The following is a 22,566-nucleotide window of genomic DNA, read 5'->3' as shown; positions in this document are numbered from 1 at the left end:
ATTTAACTGAATAAGAAATTATTCTAATTATTTTAATTTCTTTCAGTTATTATTAAATCAGTGTTATCAGTGAGATCTGCGCGGGGATATTACCCAAAATACCATTGCTGAATAGTAACATTAGGACTCACTTCAACACGTCCTCCATTACCAGAAAATTGTTTATGTTTTGCTATTCTGTTGCAAAATTAAGACCGAAATAGCGTTGCATAGGAAAAAATAGGTGTTCGTTGTGTGAACACCTATGATTGTTGTATGAAACTCGTTTTGTCAGCTTATCTGCGACCAGTTAACCTGTTTGTTGAACAGTTCATGGATTTGTCGGTCCATGAGTTGTCCCTCTGGGGAGGATAGGGTGGGGTCGTTGCGCAGCACGTCCTCGGCATCATCGCGAGCCATTTGGAGTATCTGGCCGTCCTGAGCTAGATTTGCAACCTTGAGGTTGAATGCGATGCCGCTCTGCTGGGTTCCCTCCATGTCGCCGGGGCCGCGCAGTTTCATGTCTTCCTCGGCCACGACAAATCCGTCGTTGGTCGATGTCATCACCTCAAGGCGGTGACGCGTTTCGCGGCTCAGTTCATGCTTGGTCATCAATACGCAGAACGACTGGTCGGCTCCGCGTCCCACACGTCCGCGCAACTGATGCAACTGCGACAGGCCGAATCGCTCGGCGTTCTCTATCACCATGATGCTCGCGTTAGGCACGTTGACGCCTACCTCAATTACTGTGGTGGCAACGAGGATGTGCGACTTGTGACTGGCAAATAGCTCCATCTGGTGGTCCTTCTCGGCTGGCTTCATGCGGCCATGCACGTAGGCCACATTGTAGTGGGGGAATGTTTCCTTGATGAGCTCATAACCTTCTTCGAGTGCCAGCAGGTCGAGTTTCTCGTTCTCCTCGATGAGGGGATACACGATGTAGGCCTGGCGTCCCTTGCGCAGTTCCTGACCCACGAAGTGATACATCCACTCGCGGTCCTTGTCATAACGCATGATGGTGGTCACTGGCTTGCGTCCGGGAGGAAGTTGGTCGATTACCGATACATCAAGGTCGCCATACACGGTCATTGCCAGCGTGCGAGGAATGGGGGTTGCCGTCATCACAAGCACGTGGGGAGGGGTGGTGTTCTTCTTCCACAACTTGGCACGCTGGGCCACGCCGAAGCGATGCTGCTCGTCGATGACCGCCATGCCCAGGTTGCGGAACTGGACGGTGTCCTCAATCAGGGCGTGTGTGCCCACGAGGATGTTGAGCTCGCCCGAGAGCAGCTGCTGGTGTATCGTGTCGCGCTCGCGCTTGCGCGTGCTGCCCGTGAGCAATGCCACGTTGAGCCCGATGCGCGACGCAAGGGCGTTGATGGTCTCGAAGTGTTGTGTGGCAAGAATCTCGGTGGGTGCCATGATGCATGCCTGGAAACCGTTGTCGATGGCTATGAGCATGGTCATCAGCGCCACGATGGTCTTGCCGCTGCCCACGTCGCCTTGCAGCAGACGGTTCATCTGCTTGCCCGATCCCATGTCCTGGCGTATCTCGCGGATCACGCGCTTCTGGGCGTCGGTGAGGGGGAACTCGAGCACGTGGTTGTAGAAACTGTGGAAATTCTCGCCCACGCGAGAGAACACAAATCCCGCTCGTTTCTCGCTGCTTCCCTTGATGTAGCGCAGGATGTTGAGTTCAAGGTAGAACAATTCCTCATATTTGAGACGCAGCTGCGCGCGCTGCATTGCTTGTATGCTGCCCGGCAGGTGTATGTTGATGAGTGCCTCGTTGAGAGGCATGAGTCGTCGTGATGCTATGATGGACTGCGGCAGGGTCTCGCCTATGCGTTGCACGGCAGGAGTGTTGAGCAGGTTCTTTACTATCTTCTGCAACACGCGGCTCGATACCTGGCGGTTGCGCAGCTTGTCGGTGAGGTTATACACGCCCATGAGTCCTTGCGGGGCTGTCTCGGGCTTGAACACGTCCACCTCGGGATGGGCAATGCTGTAGTGGTGGCCAAATGGCGCTGGCTTGCCGAAGATGAGGTATTCCACACCCGTCTTGAGGCTCTCGCGAATGGATTTCACGCGGTTGAACCACACGCACTCAATGGTGCCGGTGCCGTCGGTGAACAGCGCTTGCAACCGCTTGCGTGCTCCCTCGCCTGCCTGGGTGAAGGTGATGAAACGCCCACGCAGCTGGATATAGGGCATCTCGCCGTCGATCTCGCTGATGCGGTGCACCTTGCTGCGGTCAATGTAACGGAATGGGTAGTAGTGCAGCAGGTCGTGGAACGTGTGCAGGTCAAGTTCCTTGGCTAGCATCTCGGCGCGTTTCGGTCCCACGCCAGTGAGATACTGTAGATCCATTCGCTTCAGGTCATTATTCATCGTTCATGAGCCTTTCGGCTACTATAAGGTCAACGGGATGTGTTATCTTGATGTTTGATGGCTGTCCTTCGATTAAGGTCACTTTGTGGCCTGCCGCTTCTACGACCGAGGCATCGTCGGTGAACAGCGGTGAGAAGTCCACGTCGTAGGCACCCGTGAGCAGCGATGCCTCGAATGTCTGCGGCGTCTGCACAGCACGCAGGTCGCTGCGCAGCAGCTGGTGAGAGTTGCCGTCGGGGTCAACCATGCGTATGCTGTCGCTGGGCATGATGGCTGGGATAGCGCTGCCGCATGCGAGCGCGGTGTCGTAAGTGTTCTCGATGAGTGCTGTGCTCACCAGCGGGCGCACGCCGTCGTGCACGGCCACAGCGTCGCCCTCGCGTAGCGATAGCGTGGCAAGGCCGTTGCGCACGCTTTCAAATCTTGACGCCCCGCCTGTGGCCACTGCGTGTGGCGTGACGAAACGGTATTCGGTGCACAGGTCGCTCCACAGGCCATGGTGGGCCTGGGGCAGCACCAGTGTGATAGTTGCTCCGGCAGCGGCAAACTTGTCGATGGTGTGCATGAGCACGGGGCGGCCGCACAGCAGCTGAAACTGCTTGGGCACCTCGCCACCGAAGCGTGAGCCGCTTCCGCCTGCCACTATGATTGCATATTTTGTCATGAGTGATTAAAGATTAAAGATTAAAGATTAAAGATTAGAGATTAGAGTCGGGGTTTCACGCATGATACCTTGTCGGCCTTGACCTGGACACCCATCTGCACGGGGGCATATCCTTGCTTCTCTACCGTGATGGTGTAGTTGCCCGGCTTGAGGTCGAAGAAACTGAAGAAACCGTTGTACTCGCCATCGGTGCGATAGGCGCGCACTCTCACGCCGCGACTGTCGTTCAGGTAAACCATGGCGCCGTTGACGGGACGCAGCTCGTCATCGCTTCCTTTCACCCCGTGGTAGAGCTGATGCTCAAACTTCTCGCTGGCGCTGCGCACGTCGCCCACGATGTGCCCCGCCTTGTCGGGTTTTCCGCCAAACCACGCATTGATGGCGCGGTAGTAGCGCAAGGCCTCATAGCGGCAGTAGTCGCGGTTGAGCAGACGCTGGCGCTCGGGCTGGTAGCTGTGAAACGAGCCCTCGGCGAGGAAGCTGGGCACTCGGTGCTTGAGCACGCCCAGGTAACCTTTATAACCCAGGGCGTTGGCATCGCCCGGAGGTGTCGCTCCCATCCACGTGAGGTCGCCGGTGATGAAAGGGTTCTCGGGGCTCGAGCTAGTCCACACGGTGAGCGGGTTGTCCCACACGATGGGGTAGGCCTGCTGGGCACGCTCGATGCTACCCTTGGCATAGTCGTCGCCCGTCTCGCCGCGATACACGAGCGTGAGGTAGTTGCACAACTTGCCGTCGTCGCCGCCGGTGGCATTGCTGTGGATGGAGATGAAATAGTCGGGATTGATAGAGTCGACATTCATTGCTATGGTTTGCAGCGTGGTGATTTGCTGCGCTCCGTTCTCGTCGCTCCACGTCTCGGGACGGTCGAGGGCTGTCGCGTTCTTCTGCCCTGCGGTCACATATCCGTTGCGGGTGCGCGACATCACCACTCGCGCGCCGGCTTTCTCCAGGCGTGCACGCAGTTCCTGGCCTTTCCACAGGTTGGTCTTCGTCTCAAAGAAACCGAGGGTGTCCATCACCTCGTGGTTGATGGTGGCGATGGGGCGGTCGTTAGCGGTCCATCCGCCGTGGCCGGGGTTGACATATATTACCTTGCCTTTGAGCCCTCCGGCAGCCATACTGCCTGCTGCGGTGAGAGCAATGAGTAGTGTTGCTGTCAGTTTCATGCTTAGTACACTTGCTTAATAGGTCTTTGGCGGGAGTGCATACTCAAGGTCATTGGGCTCGGGGCGTGAGTAGTCACGGCCGCCATGCACGATGCCGTCCTCGGTGTAATTGATTTCCTTCACGAGCTTGCCGCCAGAGTAGGTCAGCTTTGAGTATTCGCCCATCATCTTGCCGTTCTTGTCCTGGAATTTAATCGCCTTGAACACGGCCTCGGCCTTGTCGCGCACCACTTTGTCGTTGCTAGCAGTGCTGTCGTCGGTATAGGTCATGATGGTCTTCTCCTTCCCCGAGGCATATTCCACTTGGATAATCCATCGGTCGCGGCTGGTGTCTTCTTTGTCCAGGTCGCCGTCGGGATAATCATTGACATTGAGCTCGGCTGCCAACTCCGAGAGAGGAGCGACGGGTGCCGAATCCACAGTGTAGTTCCAACCCGTGCTGCTGCCCATGTCGCGGGTGTAGAACGAGCCGTGGCTATACTGGCTGTCATAGGAGAAGAAATAAACCTCGCTCACGCCGTCCTTATACAGTTCATAACGGAATGACTTGATGGTCTCGGAAGTCGCCTTTGATTTGCTGGCAGTCATAGTCTTATTGGTTTTCTTGTGATGTTTTCCCTTGACGGGAGTTGCCGATGTGCAGCATATCAATGTTGCCACTGCGAGGCACAGTGCTGCGAGTATTGAATGAAATCTGTTCATAGTGTTATTGTTGATTATCAAGCCCAGAGATTATAACAGATAATCGAGGACTTGACCTAATTGCTGTATTAAATGCAAAGGTAGTGAATTATTGCAATAATAGCAACTCTATCACACAAAAAATAAGAAGGAATATCTTCGTCAGATATTCCTTCTTAGGCTCAATAGTACAATTCTTAAGGTAAAAAAGATTGTTTAGGTTTATGGCGCAAAGTTAAGTCCTTTTTTTTAATTATGCAAGCGATTGCATAATTTTTTTTGTATTTTTTTCGTAACCGAGGCAACCTAGTAACTATTCAGCAATGGAACTCCCCGCGCGTATCTCACTGAACTCACTGATTTTTTCATTGAATATATATATTGTGCATTTTTTAGACCTCAGGGAGGTCGTAACTTTGGTTAACCGCTGGTCGCAGACCTGCGGGGAGTGAAAGTGGTGGAGGGTGAAGTGTAAAAAATCAACTTTAGCTTTTATAGCAATTTTTGCTAATTTTTTTGTCCGGCAGGACAATACCTGAATAACCCCCACCGCCGAACGTAGTGGCGGTGGGGGTATAGTATCAACAAACAGATGCGTCCAGTAGGACGCTAATCGGAGCAAATGGGTGAAATTCAGATGGTTCCATATGCTGAAGTTGATTTACTTACCTAGCATGAATGATATCACCACGTTGGAGTCGCTCACATCTACCTGCCCTGAGCCGTTGACATCGGCATCTTTGACGGTTTCCTCGTCGCCACCGCGCAGGATTATGTTGATAAGCATGTTTGCGTCACCTATGTCGATGGTGTCGTCGCCATTAATGTCGTTTATCATGCGTCTGAAGCTTCCCCAGCCGTTTGCCGCTTTGTAGCTCTGGGCCGAGCCGCGGGGCACGATGAGCCACTTGGTGTTTTGAATTTCTAGTCCGAAGGGGTTATTGTCAAGATTGGTGGCATCCTTGCGCATTGAGTAGATATAGTGGATTTGGGAGCAATTATAAAAAGCCATGTGGCCTATCATTGTGAGCGACTCGGGAATCATGATGTCGCCATAGGCTTCCTTGCAGTTAGAGAACGCGTATGCGCCTATGTATTCGATGGCAGGGGGCAATGCTATACTTTGCATCTGAGCGCAGGAATAGTAGGCATAGTCGCCGATTCTCTTTACCGACTCGGGCATGCTGAAATTTTTGAGCGAGTCCTGGTTGTAAACGAGATGGTTGGGAATAGACTCCACTTTGTCGCCCAGGTTGAGCTCATACAGGTGGGTGTCGTCAAACCAGCGGTAGTTGCCCGAGGCGGGTCCCTCGCAGTTGACGGCGTTGAAGTTCACCACGCGCAGGTTCTCGCAGTAGTTAAACGGATAGCGGCCCATCGACTTCACGTTCTCGGGGATTGTGATGCAATGGAGCTTTCTCTGCTTGTAGAGGAATGCGTTGGGGATGTATTCCACCTTGTCGCCTATGTTCATCTCCTCGATGGGCGAGCCATAAAATATGGCATTGCCTTGCGATATCGGGGTAGTGCAGTTCACAGCGTTGAAGTTCACCGTCTTGAGCGAGGCACAGTTAGCAAAGGCGTTTGCGTCGATAGATGTTATTCGCTCGTCGATGGTGACGCTTGTGATGCTGTTGCACCCATCGAATGCGTTTGCACCGATGGCGGTGATGCTTGCTGGCAGGTCAACGCCCTTGATGCCCTCTTGCTCAAACATGAAATAGGCGGGCACGGTGCTCACCTTGCTGCCCAGCGTGTAGCTCGACAGCGGTGAACCCTTGAACCACTGGTAACTGGGCGACTTGGGCTGCGTGCAGTTTGTCGCATTATAAGTGACGTGTTTCAAATCAGCACAGTTGCCGAATGCGTTGTACCCTATGCTTGCGATGCCCTCGGGGATAGTGATTGACTTCAAACCAGTCTTGTTGAAGGCATATTTGCCGATAGTCGTCAGCGATGCAGGGAGTTCTATTGACTGTAGTCCCCCGCACTCGTCAAACGCATGGTCGCCTATCTCCTTGAGCGAGGTCGAAAAGTTTACAGTGGTGAGTGTGGCTATGCCCGTCATTACGTATTCGGGCAAGGTGACTACATTGCTGCCGATGTTGACCTCGGTGATGGGCATGCTGCGGAAGGGACTCAGTGTGGACTGAGAAACGCATGCAGTGGCGTTGTAGTTCAGTTTCGTCACTCCTGTGCAGTTCAGAAAAGCGTTAGAGGCAATGGCGGTGATGCTTCGTGGGATGGTGACCTCGGTGAGTGCTGTCTGACCGCCAAAGAGCTGCTTGGGCAACGATTGCACTTTGTCGCTTATCACCACATGGGTCAGCGTGGTTTTGTAGAATGGCGGGTTCCCTGTGTTGTCGGTCTCGCACTTCACAGGGTTGTAATACACCGTGGTAAGGTTGGGGCATTCGCGGAACGCAAAATATAGCAATGTCTCAAGACTCTCGGGCAGGGTGAGCTCGGTGATGCCGATGCCCATGAATGCACGTCGCCCTATTTTCTGAAGCCCCTCTGGCAGTGTGAGCTCGGTGATGCCGCTGCAGTTAATGAATGCCGAGTCGCCTATCTCGGTCACGCTGTAGGTCACGCCGTTGTTGCTCACGGTGGCAGGTATCACAAGTGCTCCGCTATAGGTGCTCTTGGCAACTGTCACGGTGTTCTCACTCAACGCGCGGTAGTTGATGCCACCCTCGGTAAAGGTTTCTGCACTGGCACTCATCACTACTGTCGCTAGTAGCATTAAGACGGTTAAAATTCTAGTTTTCATAATATGTCTTGTTATAGGTTATTTTACGGTAATTGTATGTCGGTGTGCGATGCTGTTTGATGCACCACCCACTTGTATCTCAAAGTCGCCCGGCTCGACGACACGTCTCATCGCTTCGTCATACAGAGCGAGTTCGTCAACGGGTATTTTGAGCGTTATGTTTTTGCTCTCGCCCGCTTTCAGTGACACTTTTTCAAATGCCTTGAGTTGTTGCTTGGGGGTAGCCACGCTGCTCACAATGTCGCGCACATAGACTTGTACAACCTCTTTGCCGGCAACTTCCCCAGTGTTCTTTACCGTCACGTTCACGGCGATTGTGTCGCTTGCCGAATATGTGTTTCGGTTCACGTGAGAATCTTCGTAGCTGAATGTCGTGTATGACAATCCTTCGCCGAAGCTCCACAATGCCTCGGGCTTGTCAAAGATGTAATGACGGTCGGGGTGTGTGGGAGAACCTCCGCCGTCGTATATCGACTCACGGTCGGTGACATTGTAGTTGTAGAAACAAGGTGTGTTGCCTGTGCTGCGCGGAAACGACACGTTGAGTTTGCCCGAAGGGTTCACTTTGCCCACGATGACATCGGCAAGCGACTGTCCCTGCTTCTCTCCCCCATACCACTGCACGAGCACTGCATCGGCATTCTCTTTTACCCAAGGCATTGCCAGCGGTTTGCCCGAGATGAAAGCGACAACTAGGGGCTTCCCTGTTGCCTTAACCGCTTCGAGCAGTTGCTGTTGCGCACCAGGCAGTTCGAGTGACGACAGGTCAAACGATTCGCCCGATGTCTGGTTCTGCGGGTTGCGTGCCAGATAGGTGCTGCGGGTGCCTATGGCAACGATTGCCACATCGCTTTCCTGCACAGCCTTGACCGCATCCTGGATGTGTGTGGTGTCTTGGCTCCACCAGTCACAGCCTTCGGTATAGGTGATGCTTGCCTTGGGCAACGCGTTCTTGAGCCCTTGCAGCAGTGTGATGCCCTCCTTGGTGTCGCCATACACCCATGAATAGTCGCCCATGACGGTTTGGTTCCCGTTGGGGCCTACAACTGCTATTCTCTTATAGGCCTTGGTATTGAGAGGGAGAATGCCTGTGTTCTTGAGCATGACTATACTCTCGTCGGCAACCTGCTTGGCGATGTCTTGGTGTTCCTTGCTGCGGACTACTTTGTCAACATCTTCCACGGGAGGATAAACCTTTTCAAACAGGCCGAGGGCAAACTTGGTTGTAAGCACACGGCGCACTGCGCGGTCTATGTCGGCTTCATTGATTAGACCTTGCTTTACTTGCTCCTCAAGGGTGTTGTAGGCATCGTCGATGTTTACGTCAATACCCGCAAGCAACGCCTTGCGTGCTGCTTCTTTTTTACTTGCCACTGCATGGTGGACTACTTCAAGGCGTTCTACTGACCCCCAGTCGGAATATACATACCCTTTGAAACCGAGGTCTCCTCTCAATACATCGGTCATGTAATAATGCGATCCTGTGACGGGAACACCGTCATAGCTGCTGTAGCATGACATTACCGACCAGGGCGCAGTCCTGTCTATCACTTTGCGGAAGGGGTACAGATACAGGCTGAACATGTCGCGCGGTCCTCCGGCAACGCCTGCACAGTTAAGGCCTCCGCTGGGCGAACCGTGTGCCACAAAGTGCTTGGGAGTGCAGGTGATGTCGTAGTGCTGATAGCCGTTGATAAAGGCGGTGGCCATCTCGGCAATGAGGTAAGGGTCTTCGCCAAATGTCTCCTCAATGCGACCCCAGCGCAGTTCGCGTGCTATGTCCAGAACGGGCGACAGTATCTGGTGTATGCCTATCGCATGTGCTTCCTCGCCGGCAGCTCGGGTCATGCGTTCAATCAGTGCAGGGTTGAATGTGCTGGACTGGGCCAGTGCGTGTGGAAATATCGTGCAGCCTCCCTGGATTAATCCTTCTATACCCTCACAACAGGTTATGGCGGGAATGCCCAGGCGTGTATTGGTTTTGAGATACTGTTGCATGTCACGCATCAGCACGGCACAGTCGTGGGCATTCATGTTCATTTCGTGCACAGTCCCGGTGCTCATGCCATGGAATGTGCCGTCCAGGTTATGATTGATGCCTCTGTTTTGGAGCTGCATGATTTTCTCTTGCAGAGTCATGCGTCCCAGGAGGTCTTCCACTCGTGTCTCTACGGGCAGCGAAGGGTTTTTGTAGGCCTCGGTAGGCGCTGCATGGCAGCATAGACTTATTATAGTTAAAGATACTAGCAGTAGATTTTTCATTTTGAGTGGTTTTTATTGGAATTTAAGTAGTTCTAGAGTTTCGCCGTCATACACTGCGTAGGTGTCGCGTCTTATCCATTCGCCCAGGATTGTCATTGTGGAGTCGGTGCCTTCAACCTTCTCCTGCAATGCCACGTGCAGGTGCCCGAATACGTAGTGCTCGACGTGGCTCTGTTGCTCATGCTGGCGCACGTAGTCGCACAGGTGGTCTATGGCAGGGCTGCGCTTGACTTCGACTGGCATCTCGGGGCGTCGGCGCGTGCGGTTGCTCGACGACCATCCTTTGGCTATGGCGTGGGTCCAGCGTGGATGGATGCTGGCATACAGCCACTGGCACATGCGGTTGTGGAAGCACACGCGAGTGAAGCGGTACAGGGGCTTCTGGTAGCCCACATCGTCGCCGTGCGAGATGAAAAAACGGTGGCCCATCACATCGACCTCGGCCCCCCCATTAAGCACAGTGAGGCCTATCTCCTTGCGCAGGTAGTCAAATAGCCACACGTCGTGGTTGCCCACAATCCAGGTGATCTTGACCCCGGCATCGGCAAGACGCGCCAGCGCGCCGAAGAATCGCACATGCCCGCGTGGCACTACGGTCTTATACTCATACCAGTAGTCAAGAATGTCGCCCAGCAGGTACAATTCACCCGCATCCCCGGCAATAGTGTCGAGGAACCCCACCACCCGGGCCTCATGCTCACGGTGGTCGGTGATATAGTTAGCACCCAGGTGCAAGTCGCTAATGAAATAAGCCTTCTTCATCTAAGTGTGGTTAAGTTTCGTCCTTGATAGTCCTTCGTTTTCCGTGACTTTGAAAGTCCTTCGTTTTTCGTAGCCCCGCAGGGGCGTTTCGTAGGTCACACAGTGACCGTTTCGTAGCGCAGCGTTTCGTCTTTAAAACTACATCATTCCCAGCTCCAGGCGAGCCTCGTCGGTCATCATGCGGATGTCCCATTCGGGTTCAAACACCAGCTGCACGTTGCACGACTTAATGCCCTCGATGCCTTCCACCTTGATGCGAATGTCTTCAAAGATAAAGTCGGCAGCAGGGCAGTTAGGAGCAGTTAGGGTCATGTCGATGTGCACATTGGCTTCATCGTCGATATCGATATTATATATGAGCCCCAGGCTATAGACATCGACTGGCATTTCAGGGTCGAAGACGGTTTTAAGCATCTTTACCACCTCTTCCATCAGTTCAAGTCTTTTCTCTTCGGTCATTGTCGTCTTTGATTAATGTTTGTGCAAAGGTAGTCAAAATATCGCGCATTGCAAAATCGCAGTTATTCCCAGTAGGTAATGGTGCGGCTAGCTTTCGACGACGAATTCTTGCCCTTGATGGTCTCGGTGCGGCTCACCCAGTTGCCTTGCTCGTCGAGCTTCACGTTGCTGATGCTGACAACGGATTTTTCCACAACAGGAACATCAGGATCATCGTCGATATAGCTGTCGGTGATGTGCATCGTCGTGACTTGGTTGTTGGCGTCGCGAGTGTACTTGGTTGTGTTTTCTTGTCCGCCCTCACCGCTGTGTTCGGCTGTGATGAAGCGGCCGGTGCTGTCATAGGTGTATTGAGTGGTCCAGAATCGGTAACTGGTATATTTGATGCGTCCGTTCTTGTCGCGCTCCACCACGATGCCTTCGGGATCTTGCTTGGCACCTTGCTTCCACACGTCGGTTGACGGGCCGTTCTTGACGGTGAACTTCACCAGATTGCCGTCGCGGTCAAATTCGATTATGTTCTTGAAATCTTCGTTAGAGAGCGACAGTGTGCGCACGTGGCCGTGCAGGTCAAACACTGCGAGGTCCGATGTGTAGAACGTGTCCTCGACTGCTTCTTGCTTTTCTGAGATGTCGCCCGGTGCCTCGGTTTCAGTTTGCACTGCTTCTGTGGTTGATTCGGAGGTGTGGTTGCTGAATCCGCTGCAAGACGCGGTTGCCAGAATTGTCAGGATATAGATGAGATGTTTCATAATTTATTATATAAAGAGTTAATTTGATTTCAGTAATTACCGCACAGTGGGTAAAATCTCGTCGAGTGACGCCACCTCCATGTCGGCTGTGCCAGGAATGGCAGGAATGTTCTTAATGTTGAAGTATATGGTGTGCCACCCCGCCTCGTGTGCCCCTTGTATGTCGGCCTCGGGGTTGTCGCCTATCATCAGGCACTGGCTGGCATCGGCGCCGGTCACTTGCAGGGCATGGTCAAAGATGCCGCGCATGGGCTTGGTGTAGCCGCAGTCATCGCTCAGCACCACGCGCGACAGGAAGCGAAGCAGTCCGGCACTCTCAAGTTTGCGTTGCTGCACGCCCTTGAACCCGTTGCTCAATGCGTTCACCTGCCAGCCGCGGGCGATGAGGCGTTCGCACAGGGCGTGCGCGCCAGGCACCGACAGCGGTAGCGTGGCAAGATAGCGCAGGTACTCCTCGTTCATGAGCGCAGCCATGCCGGCGCAGTCGCCTTGGTAGCCCACCGCGTCGAGCACATAGCGAAATCGCTCGTTCACCAAGAAGTCTTTCTCCACCTTGCCGTGGTGATACAGCTCCCACAGGCGGTTGTTCTCGGCAAGGTAGATGTCGTGAAAACGCTCGTAGGACGGCTCGAATGTGCTCACCTCAAACTTGTCATAGGTGTGGCGGAATGCTACCTTGCTGTTCTCGGTGAACCACCACAACGTGTCGTCGATGTCGATGAAAACCGTCGTGATATGATTGAATATGTCGTCATTGTTATTCATTACAGAGCACAAAGTTAATATATTTAGGTGGAACATGATAAGTGCATGGGCAAAAAAAATGTGTGAAAAATCAGGAAAATGCATTTTTTGATAAAAAAAATCATAAAAATCGCTGAATTATAGCACTTAATTCAAAAAAAAGTGCGATATTTGCACAACCAAATCGCGAGGATTGACCTCCAAAACGCTTTTTTATGAGTGTATAACTTTGAAAATCAGCAAGTAAGGAGTAGATTCACGAGATTTTTATATGTATTTTATTAACATTACAATAACAAATTAAGACAAAATTACAATGACTAAAGCAGACATCGTTAGCGAAATCGCAAAATCGACAGGTATTGACAAGGCGTCAGTTCTCGTAACAGTAGAGAAATTCATGGAATCAGTTAAGGACTCTCTGGCAAATGGTGAGAATGTTTATCTGCGCGGTTTCGGTAGCTTCATCGTGAAGACTCGCTCACAGAAGACAGCACGCAATATCTCTAAGAACACTACTATCATCATTCCTGAGCACAACATCCCCGCTTTCAAGCCCGCTAAGGTGTTCATGGAGCAGGTGAAGAAGTAATTTCACAAACTCGACGAGATTTAATAAACAATTCATATTAACAACAAAAACTAAGTACAATGCCAAACGGAAAGAAGCATAAAAGACACAAAATGTCTACGCACAAGCGCAAAAAAAGACTTAGAAAGAATCGTCATAAGTCTAAGAAGTAATTGTCTTTCAAGACAAGTCATCTAGATTTTATGTCATAGAACACGGAAAACAAACGGCATGAATGGCGGCTAAGTCTTATGCACGCAGAGTCATGAGTTTGTTTTTCGTTTTTTATGAGTTCCCTCTAGGGTTATCAGTTCCCTTTATAGGACACACGTGTCCCTAGAGTAAATTTCCCCTTCTGCGATGAGAAGTGAACTAGTAGTTGATGTAACGCCCACCGACATTTCAACCGCTCTGCTCGAAGACGGACGGCTCGTGTCGCTGCAAAAGGAATCGCGAGATGCTTCCTACGCCGTGGGCAACCTCTACATTGCCAAGGTTAAGAAACTCATGCCAGGTCTCAACGCCGCATTCGTTAATGTGGGCTACGACAAGGATGCGTTTCTGCACTACCTTGATTTAGGCTCCCAGTTCGCGTCTTATGCTCAATACATTAAGTCGGTTCGTGATAATACTGGAAAGTCTCCCCAGAGCATCTCTCAATTCAAACTTCAGCCCGACATGGACAAGCATGGCACCGTCAGCGATGTCTTGACCCAGGGCATGGAACTGATTGTGCAGGTGGCCAAGGAACCCATCTCGACTAAAGGACCGCGACTCACTACCGAAATCTGTTTCACTGGGCGATTCCTTGTGCTCATTCCTTTCAACAACAAGATTTCTGTGTCGCAAAAGATTAAAGACCATGGCGAGAAAACTAGGCTCAGAAGGCTCATCGAGAGCATCAAGCCTAAAAACTTTGGGGTAATAATACGAACTTCGGCCGAGAACAAACGCGCAGCCGAACTTAATACAGAACTCAATGTTCTGATCAAATGCTGGGAAGATGCAGTCGCCAAGTTCCAGTTTGCGGCTCCTCCATCACTGCTATATGAAGAAGACAGCCGTGCAGTGGGAGAGATAAGAGACATCTTCAACCCCGACTTTGAGAGCATACATGTGAATGACGCCGAGGTCTATGACCAGATTCACAACTATGTGAGCCTTATAGCACCCGATCGCAGTGACATCGTCAAACTGTATAGCGACGACATGCCCATCTTCGACAAGTTTAGTATCACTAGGCAGATCAAGTCGTCGTTTGGCAAGACGGTTTCATTTAAGTCGGGAGCATACGTGATTATAGAAAGCACCGAGGCGATGCATGTCATCGATGTCAACTCGGGTAACAGGTCTAAGAGTTCAACCGACCAGGAGAGCAATGCTCTCAACGTCAACCTGCTCGCCGCCGAAGAAATTGCACGACAGCTCAGACTGCGTGACATGGGCGGCATCATTGTAGTCGATTTCATCGACATGGCTAAGGCCGAGCACCGGCAGCAGCTTCTCGAGCACATGCGCGAGGTGATGGCAAAGGACAAAGCTCGACACAACATCCTGCCATTGAGCAAGTTCGGACTCATGCAGATCACTCGACAGCGTGTGAGACCTGCCCTCGACATCGTCACGGCTGAAACCTGCCCTTCATGTGGAGGTAAGGGAGAGATTCAGCCCTCGCTGCTTTTTACCGACAAACTGAAGGATAAGATCGACTATCTTATCAATTCATTGGGAGTGAAGAACTTTATCATGTATGTACATCCTTTTGTTGATGCCTATCTGAAAAAAGGATACATCTTCAGCGAGTATTCAAAGTGGCGGCGTGAGTATGGGCGCAAATTCAAGATAATGCCCGACCAGTCGCTGGCCTATCTCCAGTACAAAGTCTTTGACAAAGACCGCAACGAGATAGACACAATGGAAGAAAAGGACACCAACAGCTCGAGCAGCAAGAAAGAACGCCGCTCGCGCAGCAGCAAAAACAATGACTGACAGCCACAGAGCTTCAGCTAAAAAACACAAAGCACCGGTCCCATTCACAGCCCGGTGCTTTTTTGTATCCTCCCCCCCCCTCCATCCTTCATCTCTAATCCTTCATCCTTCATCTTTCATCTTTCATCGGATCAGCGGATTTTTCTGGTTGGTGGAGTATAGTGGATCGGCGGTAATTGACGACGGAGTCGTCACATTGCATCGTAACCGATGGTCGTAGACCGTCGGGTAAAGTAACACACCCCATCCGACCTCGAAGGGGTCGCACTTTCCCATTTAACTTTGCTTTTTTCGGCGTACCCATGGCACGCCTGCATGGCTGCCTACAATATCACATCCCCATAGGGATGTTTTGCATCCCTCATCCTTCATCCCTCATCCTTCATCCTTCATCCTTCCCCCTCCATCCTTCATCCTTAATCCTTCATCCTTAATCCTTAATCCTTAATCCTTAATCCTTAATCCTTAATCCTTAATCTTTAATCTTTAATCTTTAATCTTTAATCCCCTCCGGTTGCTCGGTTGATTGTGCTTCTGCTTCGGGCTTGCATTATTTTTGCACAAAATCATAAAAAATGAAACACACTACCAAAAACTCACTTCCGTTTTGGACCAGAAAATTGGTCCACTGCAAAAATTTAGGTGATAAATCTGATAAAAAAGTGATAAAAGTGATAAACTTGATAAAGGCGATAAACCTGAAAAATGCGATAAAAGTGAAAAAAATCATTCAACAACACCAGTCAATCGAGCAACTTATGTTTGAATAATCTTGCTATATAGGAAATTTCGTTGTAAATTTGCAAGTTGATATGGTGCGTGCACTTGCGTGTGCGATAATATTGAGTGAAATAAGAAAGAAAATAGCAGAATTCATCTACTGATATGAGTAAAAAGAATGACAATGTATCATTGGCGGCACGCAGCGCTAGGATTGCCAAGCGCATGTGGACCGGCTTTGGTGTTTTCATGGGATTGATCGTGTTGCTGTTTGTGCTCATCTACAATGGCTTTATCGGTTACACTCCCGAGATTGATCAGTTAAAGAACCCAACCGACAAGTTCGCTTCGACAATCTATGCCGCAGGCGGCGAGGAGATGGGACGTTTCTACCGCAGCAAGGGTAACCGCGTGTATGTTGACTACGATCAGTTGTCGCCCCACTTGCGCAATGCTCTCGTAGCGACCGAGGACGTGCGTTTCGATACCCACAGCGGTATTGACCTGAAAGCGCTGGGACGCTCGTTGATCAAGCGCGTCATCATGGGTAATGCCAGTGCCGGCGGCGGTAGCACAATCACACAGCAGCTCGCCAAGCAGCTCTATTCGCCTGAATCTAATGGTATCTTTGAGCGCGCGTTGCAGAAACCCATCGAGTGGGTTATTGCTATCAAGCTCGAGCGCTATTACACAAAGGACGAGATCGTCAAGATGTATTTCAACCAGTTTGACTTCCTCAACAATGCCGTGGGCATCAAGTCGGCTGCCTTTGTCTATTTCGGCAAGGAACCCTCTACGCTCAATATTCAGGAAGCCGCTACCCTGGTGGGCATGTGCAAGAACCCCGCTTACTACAACCCCCTGCGTTACAACGAGCGCACACGTGAACGCCGCAATGTGGTGTTTGAGCAGATGGTCAAGGCAGGATACATCACCCAAGCCGAGTGCGACAGCCTCAAATTGCTGCCTCTCGAACTTTATTACCACAAGGTGGACCACAACGACGGTTTGGCGCCTTACTTCCGCGAGGAACTGCGACGTGTCATGAGCGCAAAGAAACCCGACCCCGATGACTACAGCAAGTGGAATCGCCAGCAATTTGTCGATGACTCTGTGGCATGGGAGACCAACCCGCTCTATGGCTGGTGCAACAAGAACCAGAAGCCCGACGGGTCCAACTATGACATCTATAGCGACGGCCTCAAGATATACACAACTATCGACGCGCGCATGCAGCAGTATGCCGAGAATGCGGTACGTGAGCAGCTGATGTACCTGCAAAGGATCTTTGACGGCGGCCACGGCAAGAAGAACCCATATACCGCCGATGCCAAACTCAAGGAAAAACTCATTAACAGCGCTATCAAGCGCACCGAGCGTTACCAGGCTCTCAAGAACGAAGGCAAGAGCGAGGCCGAGATCATGCAGAACTTCCGCACACCCACCGATGTGAAGCTGTTCAGTTACGATGGCGACTATGTCACAACCATGACTCCGCTCGACTCGTTGCTCTACACCAAGTCCTTCCTGCGCTGCGCCACTATGTCGATGGACCCCGTCACCGGCTACGTCAAGACCTATGTGGGTGGCCCCGACTTCCGTTTCTTCAAGTATGACATGGTATCTACCGGACGACGTCAGATCGGTTCTACTGTGAAACCCTATGTATATTCCTATGCAGTTCACGACGGTGGCCTCACCCCTTGTTCTTACCGCCCCGGCGGACAGCCCGCTGTCAAGTGGTATAACAGCGTGTGGACCCCCAAGGGCGTGGGCGGCACTATGACTCTCAAGAGCGCCCTCACCAGTTCAATCAACTCTATATCGGCTGGTTTCATGAAGGGTACCTCTCCCAACTGGATAGAAGAGCGAGGGGAATATGTCTATCCTCCCGCAACGCTCGCCAAGTGGATGCGCAGCTTCGGCATCACCAGTCATCTTGACCCCACTCCCGCACTCAGCCTTGGAGCATGTGAGGTGACCTTGCGTGAGATGGTTGCTGCCTACACGGCGTTTGCCAACGGCGGATTGCGTGCGCTGCCCATCTATGTGACCCGCATCTGCGACAACCGTGGCAATGTAGTGGCAGAGTTCACGCCACAGCACACCACGGTGTTCAGCGATGACACTAGCTTCAAGATGATTGACATGATGATGAACGTCGTGCAGCATGGTACTGGTACCGTGATCCAAGGCTACATCAATGGCGCTCAAACTTGTGGCAAGACAGGAACAACCAACGACAACAGTGACGGTTGGTTCATGGCATTCACCCCCGAACTGGTTACCGGCGTGTGGGTTGGCGGTGAAGAGCGTTACATCCGCAATGTGGGTGTAGGTGGCACAGTGTCGGCTCCTGTATATGGCAAGTTCATGAAGCAGGTCTATGCCGACCACAGTTTGCCCTATCGCACCGATGTCAAGTTTAAATTCCCCGAGGGCTACAATCCCTGTGACGGCGAACTTGGTCCCGTCGGTAGCGGAGGCGGCGGAGGCGGCGATGGCACAGGCGGCGGTGGCCCCGATGTCATGGACGGCGCTTTCGAATAAACGAGAGAAAAAACTGTTTGCGTTTGGAATTACCCAGGCGCAAACAGTTTTTATAAGGCAGGCAATATGTCGCTGACGTCACACAGGATCTACGTCATAATACAAACGGATGCTCTTCATGCGTGAGTCGCTGTTTATCATCTGCTCGTAGATGTTGCGCAAGATCTGTTTCACTTTGCTCATTGAGGCCTGTGTCTCCATCTTGAGCACAATCTGGCGTATGTAAAGATTCTGCACGCGTCCCACTGAGGGTGCCTCGGGACCGAGCACTCGTGTGCCAAACACCTGTCGCATCACGTTGCTGTATCGCACGGCAATCTCGCCCACGACGGCATCGTCACGGTGCTTGAGATAGATGTTGATGATGCGCACGAAGGGAGGGTAGGCAAAGCACTCGCGATCCTTGAGCTCGGCCTTGTAAAAGCCCTTGTAGTCGTGCTTCTGCACGAACTCAATCACCGGGTGGGTGGGCTCACTGGTCTGTATCACGACTTTTCCTTGCTTGTGGGCGCGTCCTGCACGTCCTGCCACCTGTTCCATCATGTCAAAAGCACGTTCGTGCGAACGGAAGTCGGGGAAACGTATCATCGTGTCGGCATTGAGTATGCCCACGATGCTCACAGCGTCGAAATCAAGCCCCTTGGTGACCATCTGTGTGCCCACGAGTATATTTGTCTTGTGCGACGAGAAATCGTCGATGATGCGGTCATAGGCGCTCTTGCTGCGTGTGGTGTCGAGGTCCATGCGCGAGATTTTCTCGCCGGGGAACACGCTGTCGATGTCGTCCTCGATGCGTTCGGTGCCGTAACCATATATCTCAATGCCTGGCTGGCCGCACGTGGGACACAGGGCTGGCAGCTGCACCGTGTAGCCGCAATAGTGGCAGGTGAGGCTGCGTGTGTGCTTGTGGTAAGTGAGCGACACGTCGCAGTTCTCGCATTGAGGCACCCATGCACATTCCTTGCAGCGCACCATGGGGGCATAGCCGCGGCGGTTCTGGAACAATATCACCTGTTCGCCGTCGCGCAAGGCATGGCGGCACATCTTCACCAGTTCGAGCGAGAACAGCCCGCTCATCTCACGGCGCTTGCGCGCTTCCTTGGTGTCGATGACTGTGACCAGAGGCATCTTGATGCCTTCATATCGGGTGAGCAGTTCCACATGGCCATACTGCCCAGCCAGCGCACGGTAATACACCTCAATAGATGGTGTGGCGCTGCCCAGCAGGGTCTTGGCACCATGCATTGCTGCCAGCATCATGGCGGCGTTGCGGCCGTTGTAGCGTGGAGCAGGGTCTTGCTGCTTGTAGCTGGTCTCGTGTTCCTCATCTACGATGATCACACCCAGCTTGCTGAACGGCAGGAATATCGATGAGCGAACGCCTATCACCACGCATGGGTCGTTGCTGGTGAGCAGCTTGCGCCATATATCTACACGCTCATTGTCGCTGAACTTGGAGTGATAGATGAGCAAGCGGTTACCAAACACGGCCTTGAGCCTGCGTGTGAGCTGTGTGGTGAGTGCAATCTCGGGCACTAGGTACAGGGCTTGCTGACCGCGGTCGAGCGCATCCTTGATGAGGTGCATGTAGATTGACGTTTTGCCGCTTGATGTGACACCGTGCAGCAGTGTTATGTCTTTGTCTCTGAACGATTGGTGAATCTCCTTGTAGGCGCGTTCTTGCTCCTCGGTTAGGGTGGGGGGCTGGATGAGCTGCTCGCCCATGCTGTCAAAGCGGTTGATAGCCCTCTTGTAGGTGGCAAAGATGCCTCGTGCTACGGTGGCGCTCAACACTGCTGCGCTCACATCGGCTCGCTTGAGCAGGGTCTCCTTGGTCACTTCAAGCGGTGCTTTCGACTTGCTCATCCAGTGCGACAGGTCTAGGTAGGCCAGCAGCAGTTGCTCTTGCTTGCGTGCACGGTGCACCTGGTCGAAAAAGCCGTGCAGCGATGCTTCGTCGTTCTGGTCGATAGTGAGTTTGACGCATGTCTCGGTGCGCGGGCGGTAGTTGTCTATCACTCGCTCGCTCACGTGAATGGCACCCATGTCGAGAAGGCGGGTCACTATGCGTTCAACATTCTTGAAACCAGTGGCATTAGTTATCTCGGCAATCTGCACCCTTCCGCGCTGGGCGGTGAAGTCCAGTATCACTTTTTCGCGCTCGTTGAGCATGCAGGGAGTTTCTTCCTCAAAGTCGGGGTTGGGGCTGATGTTTGTCTCGCTCTCCACTTTTAGCCCCGATGGTATCGCTGCTTTATAGACTTCGCCTGGAGTGCACAGGTAATAACTTGCAATCCAGTCCCAGAACTTGAGCTGCGGGTGGCGCACAATGGGGTGCGAGTCGAGCGCGCACAGCACATCCTTGACCTCATATCCCACAGGCTGGCGGTCATGCATCATGACCACGATGGCTGTGTAAATCTTCTTGCGGCCAAAGGGGACTAGCACACGGCTACCAACGCTCACTTCCACCGTGGGTGGAACGCGGTAGGTGTAACTGCCCTGGATGGACAACGGTAGGAGTACGTCTATAAATTGTGACATTTTTTTAGATTAGAGATGAGAGATTAGAGATGAGAGATTAGAGGGTATTTATGTTGACAGCGCCTCGCAGTAGATTTTGTTCTCAATGGCTGCGGTCGCTTCCCAGCTCACAAGTGGTGAGAGGGATTGCTTAACCGCACCGTTGAGCATTTCCACTGCTCGTGCTGCCATTGTGCTGGGCATGTTGTCGTCGAGCGGCACGGTGTTCTCGTGTCCCACAGCTTCGGCTGTGCCCACCACGTCGCTTGCCACAGCGCATGCACCGCACTTGATGGCTTCGATTGCTGCCAGCGAGATGGCCTCGACCTTGCTGGGAAGCACCAGCACGTCGATGCAGTTCATAAACGACGGCATTTGCTCGGCTGGCACACGTCCCCACATCTTCACGTCAAGTCCAGTGGTTGAAAACATCTCCTGCACCTCGTCGTGCTGCGGTCCGTCGCCCAGCGTCCAGAATGTCACTTTCCCGTCATAGCCTTTGGCAATGTTGACGAATATTTCGGGAAGTAGCGTTGCGTTCTTTACCGTTTCAAAACGTCCCACAAATGCAACGACCTTGTTGCCTGGGACTAAGCCTTTGCTCTTTCTCAACTGACTGCGCAAGCCTTCATCCATCTGGTAAAACTCGTCGCCGGCGCCGTTGAGCAGCACTTGTGCAGGGAACTTGGGAGTAAGCTGGCGGGCACAATTCTCCAATCCCTTGCTCACAAAGAAGTTGCATGCAGGCTTTTGTAGCAACTCGCATGTCACCTGGCGGCGTAGCGGGTCGTGGATAGGATCGGTGTAGATGCTTGCCCCGTGCCATGTGATGTACAGCGGCATGCCGTAGCGCTGGGCTGCGATACTCGCTGCTGTGCCTGCGATACGGTCATGGGCGCTGATGAGGTCATAGCCTTTGAGCTCGTCGGCAAGACGACCCAGCCACCGCAGGTAGATGGGTGGTTGCTTGTGCAGGCATTTGTGTACCAGCGTGTCGAAGATGCGGTGCCTGAACCATCTCACATTAATGGTGATGCCTTCTACCTCAATGGCAAGGGGACGTTCTTTGACGCATGGAGTGCGGTGCAACCAGCGGTTGAGTCCGCTGTCATATCCCTGAATCATGAACACGTCGATAGAGTAGGGTGGTTGCAACGCACGCAAGTGCTTAACACGGTTGACGACCGCATTAAACACCCCCAGACGGCGGTAGATATTGCCCTCAAACACGACTGCTATACGTTTCATGACTCATGTTGTATCGTTTCAAACTACAAAGATACTACATTTTAACGAAAGACGAAAAACGAAAGACGAAAAACGAAACGCTTCGCTGTCGCTTGCTACGAAACGGTCACTGCGTGACCTACGAAACGCTTCGCTACGAAGGGCGAAAAAAATTTTTTCAGTGTTCTCATCCTCGTAACTATTCAGTAATCCTTAATTCCGCAGCACTTTTGTTAACAATTTTTATAATATCCTGAGCAACAAAAAGTTGCCCAGGATTTTGTCATGTCGGTGATTTCACTTAATTTAGTGCGGCAAATAAAACCAAACGAACCACCAACACGACATCG

At 52.2% G+C, this 22,566-nt stretch carries 15 protein-coding genes; 3 read left to right on the top strand and 12 right to left on the bottom strand.

The window, feature by feature from the left end; genetic code table 11:
- Positions 1-270 precede the first annotated feature (270 nt).
- The 10 genes from recG to ACKI3C_RS12640 form a co-directional block, all read right to left on the bottom strand.
- A complete protein-coding gene (recG, locus tag ACKI3C_RS12685) occupies positions 271-2,349 on the bottom strand; it encodes an ATP-dependent DNA helicase RecG (RefSeq protein WP_407405639.1) in 2,079 nt (692 codons plus the stop codon).
- 13 nt (positions 2,350-2,362) lie between these two features.
- The gene (locus tag ACKI3C_RS12680; protein WP_407405637.1) at positions 2,363-3,034 is read right to left on the bottom strand and encodes a 2-C-methyl-D-erythritol 4-phosphate cytidylyltransferase; all 672 of its coding nucleotides are present in this window, start codon (positions 3,032-3,034) and stop codon (positions 2,363-2,365) included.
- Between the two features lie 41 nt (positions 3,035-3,075).
- Complete coding sequence (locus ACKI3C_RS12675; protein ID WP_407405635.1) at positions 3,076-4,203, bottom strand: carboxypeptidase regulatory-like domain-containing protein; 1,128 nt, start codon at positions 4,201-4,203, stop codon at positions 3,076-3,078.
- A 15-nt stretch (positions 4,204-4,218) separates the two neighbouring features.
- Positions 4,219-4,905 carry a hypothetical protein gene (locus tag ACKI3C_RS12670; RefSeq protein ID WP_407405633.1) on the bottom strand — a complete coding sequence of 229 codons (687 nt, stop codon included), beginning with the start codon at positions 4,903-4,905 and terminating at the stop codon, positions 4,219-4,221.
- Between the two features lie 640 nt (positions 4,906-5,545).
- On the bottom strand, positions 5,546-7,657 hold the full coding sequence (locus ACKI3C_RS12665) for a leucine-rich repeat protein (protein WP_407405631.1): 2,112 nt from the start codon (positions 7,655-7,657) through the stop codon (positions 5,546-5,548).
- An 18-nt stretch (positions 7,658-7,675) separates the two neighbouring features.
- The gene (locus tag ACKI3C_RS12660) at positions 7,676-9,919 is read right to left on the bottom strand and encodes a glycoside hydrolase family 3 N-terminal domain-containing protein (protein WP_407405629.1); all 2,244 of its coding nucleotides are present in this window, start codon (positions 9,917-9,919) and stop codon (positions 7,676-7,678) included.
- A 12-nt stretch (positions 9,920-9,931) separates the two neighbouring features.
- Entirely contained in the window at positions 9,932-10,681 is a 750-nt protein-coding gene (locus ACKI3C_RS12655; RefSeq protein WP_407405627.1) for a UDP-2,3-diacylglucosamine diphosphatase, read from the bottom strand.
- Positions 10,682-10,819: 138 nt separating this feature from the next.
- Positions 10,820-11,140: an iron-sulfur cluster assembly protein gene (locus ACKI3C_RS12650; protein WP_407405625.1), complete on the bottom strand. Its 321-nt coding sequence runs from the start codon at positions 11,138-11,140 to the stop codon at positions 10,820-10,822.
- Positions 11,141-11,202: 62 nt separating this feature from the next.
- Positions 11,203-11,892: a hypothetical protein gene (locus ACKI3C_RS12645; RefSeq protein ID WP_407405623.1), complete on the bottom strand. Its 690-nt coding sequence runs from the start codon at positions 11,890-11,892 to the stop codon at positions 11,203-11,205.
- Positions 11,893-11,928: 36 nt separating this feature from the next.
- Positions 11,929-12,657 (bottom strand): YjjG family noncanonical pyrimidine nucleotidase, encoded by a 729-nt coding sequence (locus ACKI3C_RS12640; RefSeq protein ID WP_407405621.1) that lies wholly within the window; start codon positions 12,655-12,657, stop codon positions 11,929-11,931.
- Positions 12,658-12,952: 295 nt separating this feature from the next.
- On the opposite strand from ACKI3C_RS12640, the gene ACKI3C_RS12635 reads away from it, so the two are divergent.
- The 3 genes from ACKI3C_RS12635 to ACKI3C_RS12625 all read left to right on the top strand — a co-directional run bounded on the left by ACKI3C_RS12635 (position 12,953) and on the right by ACKI3C_RS12625 (position 18,466).
- Positions 12,953-13,228 carry an HU family DNA-binding protein gene (locus ACKI3C_RS12635; RefSeq protein ID WP_407405619.1) on the top strand — a complete coding sequence of 92 codons (276 nt, stop codon included), beginning with the start codon at positions 12,953-12,955 and terminating at the stop codon, positions 13,226-13,228.
- 339 nt (positions 13,229-13,567) lie between these two features.
- The gene (locus ACKI3C_RS12630; RefSeq protein WP_407405617.1) at positions 13,568-15,196 is read left to right on the top strand and encodes a ribonuclease E/G; all 1,629 of its coding nucleotides are present in this window, start codon (positions 13,568-13,570) and stop codon (positions 15,194-15,196) included.
- 885 nt (positions 15,197-16,081) lie between these two features.
- Positions 16,082-18,466 (top strand): transglycosylase domain-containing protein, encoded by a 2,385-nt coding sequence (locus ACKI3C_RS12625; RefSeq protein WP_407405615.1) that lies wholly within the window; start codon positions 16,082-16,084, stop codon positions 18,464-18,466.
- A gap of 78 nt (positions 18,467-18,544) precedes the next feature.
- Here the strand turns inward: ACKI3C_RS12625 and priA are convergent, their stop codons facing one another.
- Together priA and ACKI3C_RS12615 are read right to left on the bottom strand one after the other, a co-directional pair.
- Complete coding sequence (gene priA, locus ACKI3C_RS12620; protein WP_407405613.1) at positions 18,545-21,010, bottom strand: primosomal protein N'; 2,466 nt, start codon at positions 21,008-21,010, stop codon at positions 18,545-18,547.
- A gap of 48 nt (positions 21,011-21,058) precedes the next feature.
- Positions 21,059-22,237 carry a glycosyltransferase gene (locus ACKI3C_RS12615; protein ID WP_407405611.1) on the bottom strand — a complete coding sequence of 393 codons (1,179 nt, stop codon included), beginning with the start codon at positions 22,235-22,237 and terminating at the stop codon, positions 21,059-21,061.
- Positions 22,238-22,566: the final 329 nt, after the last annotated feature.

Origin of the sequence: Sodaliphilus sp., assembly GCF_045598405.1 — a bacterium.
GTDB lineage: Bacteria > Bacteroidota > Bacteroidia > Bacteroidales > Muribaculaceae > Sodaliphilus > Sodaliphilus limicaballi.
This window is presented reverse-complemented; position numbering and strand designations above follow the sequence as displayed.

Bases quoted from the DNA above. Each gene is read 5' to 3' on its own strand.
- recG (WP_407405639.1), bottom strand. From the start codon at position 2,349: ATGGATCTACAGTATCTCACTGGCGTGGGACCGAAACGCGCCGAGATG.
- ACKI3C_RS12680 (WP_407405637.1), bottom strand. From the start codon at position 3,034: ATGACAAAATATGCAATCATAGTGGCAGGCGGAAGCGGCTCACGCTTC.
- ACKI3C_RS12675 (WP_407405635.1), bottom strand. From the start codon at position 4,203: ATGAAACTGACAGCAACACTACTCATTGCTCTCACCGCAGCAGGCAGT.
- ACKI3C_RS12670 (WP_407405633.1), bottom strand. From the start codon at position 4,905: ATGAACAGATTTCATTCAATACTCGCAGCACTGTGCCTCGCAGTGGCA.
- ACKI3C_RS12665 (WP_407405631.1), bottom strand. From the start codon at position 7,657: ATGAAAACTAGAATTTTAACCGTCTTAATGCTACTAGCGACAGTAGTG.
- ACKI3C_RS12660 (WP_407405629.1), bottom strand. From the start codon at position 9,919: ATGAAAAATCTACTGCTAGTATCTTTAACTATAATAAGTCTATGCTGC.
- ACKI3C_RS12655 (WP_407405627.1), bottom strand. From the start codon at position 10,681: ATGAAGAAGGCTTATTTCATTAGCGACTTGCACCTGGGTGCTAACTAT.
- ACKI3C_RS12650 (WP_407405625.1), bottom strand. From the start codon at position 11,140: ATGACCGAAGAGAAAAGACTTGAACTGATGGAAGAGGTGGTAAAGATG.
- ACKI3C_RS12645 (WP_407405623.1), bottom strand. From the start codon at position 11,892: ATGAAACATCTCATCTATATCCTGACAATTCTGGCAACCGCGTCTTGC.
- ACKI3C_RS12640 (WP_407405621.1), bottom strand. From the start codon at position 12,657: ATGAATAACAATGACGACATATTCAATCATATCACGACGGTTTTCATC.
- ACKI3C_RS12635 (WP_407405619.1), top strand. From the start codon at position 12,953: ATGACTAAAGCAGACATCGTTAGCGAAATCGCAAAATCGACAGGTATT.
- ACKI3C_RS12630 (WP_407405617.1), top strand. From the start codon at position 13,568: ATGAGAAGTGAACTAGTAGTTGATGTAACGCCCACCGACATTTCAACC.
- ACKI3C_RS12625 (WP_407405615.1), top strand. From the start codon at position 16,082: ATGAGTAAAAAGAATGACAATGTATCATTGGCGGCACGCAGCGCTAGG.
- priA (WP_407405613.1), bottom strand. From the start codon at position 21,010: ATGTCACAATTTATAGACGTACTCCTACCGTTGTCCATCCAGGGCAGT.
- ACKI3C_RS12615 (WP_407405611.1), bottom strand. From the start codon at position 22,237: ATGAAACGTATAGCAGTCGTGTTTGAGGGCAATATCTACCGCCGTCTG.